Origin of the sequence: Burkholderia sp. LMG 13014, assembly GCF_905232215.1 — a bacterium.
Lineage (GTDB): Bacteria > Pseudomonadota > Gammaproteobacteria > Burkholderiales > Burkholderiaceae > Burkholderia.
The window spans coordinates 1-1725 of sequence record NZ_CAJNKE010000893.1 but is presented as its reverse complement, the minus strand read 5'-3'; the positions used below and the strand labels follow the sequence as shown (position 1 = coordinate 1725).

Below are 1725 nucleotides of genomic sequence, written 5' to 3'. Positions count from 1 at the left end.
CGCACCTGCCACAGGCAGCCACGAATTTCAAAAAATTTAAACAAGGGCCGTCCGGCGCGCATCCTGCCGCGCCGGCATTCCGGGGTCCCGCCCGCCGCGCACGCGCAGCGGGCCATGCAGGCAGGCAGGAGGCGCAGCGCCGATGAACATCCTCAACGTCTGGCAGCGCGATTTCCTGCTGTCCATCGTGCGGCTCGTGGCCGGCGCGTATCCGGTCTGGCATCAGGCGCCGCCGTCCCCGACACAGAAGATCTACTTCTCGAACCATACGAGCCACATCGACACGCTCGCGATCCTCGCTGCACTGCCGCGCAACGTGCGCGCGGTCGTGCGGCCGGTCGCCGCGCGCGACTACTGGGACAGCAGCGACATGAAGCGCCACATCGCGCAGAAACTGCTGAACGTCGTGCTGATCGACCGCCACCGCGAATCGGGCGGCGATCCGCTCGACCCCGTGCGCGATGCGCTCAAGCAGGGCCATTCGATCATCATTTTCCCGGAAGGCACGCGCGGCGCCGAGATCCTGCCGCAGCCGTTCAAGAGCGGGCTGTTCCACCTCGCGACCGAGTTTCCGGACGTCGCGCTCGCGCCCGTCTATCTCGAGAACCTGCAGCGGATCATGCCGAAGGGCGCGATCTGGCCGGTGCCGCTGATCTGCAAGGTGCACTTCGGCGCGAACGACGCGCTCGGCGCGCAGGAAGACAAGCCGACGTTCCTCGCCCGCATGCGCGACGCGGTCGTCGCGCTCGCGCCGCCGCAGCGGCCGGCCGGCTGAACCCGGCGCCCTCTTCTCTCTTTTCCGGATATCAACAATGCGAACAATTTTCTGGGAACTGGTCGCGGGCGTCACGGGCGTGCTCGTCGTCGCGACCGTGATCGGCGCGATCCTCGGCGCACGCAGCGGCGGCACGAGCGCGACCATCGTCAACCTGAACCAGCGCATCCGCGCGTGGTGGGCGATGATCGCGATCATGGCCATCGCGATCGGCCTCGGCAACAACATCACGTATCTGGTGTTCGCGGTGCTGTCCTACCTGACGCTGCGTGAATTCATCACGCTCACGCCAACCACCGCGAGCGACCACACGACGCTGTTCATCGCGTTCTTCGTCGCGATCCCCGTGCAGTACCTGCTGCTCGGGATCAACTGGTACGGGATGTATTCGATCTTCGTGCCGGTGCACCTGTTCTTCGCGATGTCGCTCGTGTCGGCGCTCACGCAGGACACGCGCGAATTCCTGAGCCGCAACGCGAAAATCAACTGGGCGCTGATGGTGTGCGTGTACGGGTTGAGCCACGCGCCGGCCGTGCTGATCCTCGACATTCCCCACTACGCGGGGCAGAACGCGCTGCTGCTGTTCTTCTTCCTGTTCGTCGTGCAGATCAGCGACGTGCTGCAGTACGTGGTCGGCAAGCTGTTCGGGAAGCGCAAGATCGCGCCGCAACTGTCGCCGTCGAAGACGATCGAAGGTTTCATCGGTGGCGGCTTGCTGGCCACGCTGTGCGGCGCATCGCTGTATCGCGTGACGCCGTTCAGCTTCTGGTCGGCGTTCGGCATCTCGCTCGCGATCGTGATCGCGGGCTTCGTCGGCGGGCTCGTGCTGTCGGCCGTCAAGCGCTCGCTCGGCACCAAGGACTGGGGCTCGATGATCGCGGGCCACGGCGGGATGCTCGATCGCGTCGACTCGATCTGCTTCGCCGCACCGGTGTTCTTCCACCTCGTGC

The 1725-nt window shown here is 65.7% G+C and carries 2 protein-coding genes; both read left to right on the top strand.

Annotation, left to right across the window (positions count from 1 at the left end; genetic code table 11):
- Positions 1-142 precede the first annotated feature (142 nt).
- Positions 143-775: a lysophospholipid acyltransferase family protein gene (locus JYJ84_RS35895; protein ID WP_011351684.1), complete on the top strand. Its 633-nt coding sequence runs from the start codon at positions 143-145 to the stop codon at positions 773-775.
- Between the two features lie 37 nt (positions 776-812).
- Positions 813-1725: phosphatidate cytidylyltransferase (locus JYJ84_RS35890; RefSeq protein WP_205190229.1), on the top strand; the 913-nt coding region annotated here is incomplete at its 3' end.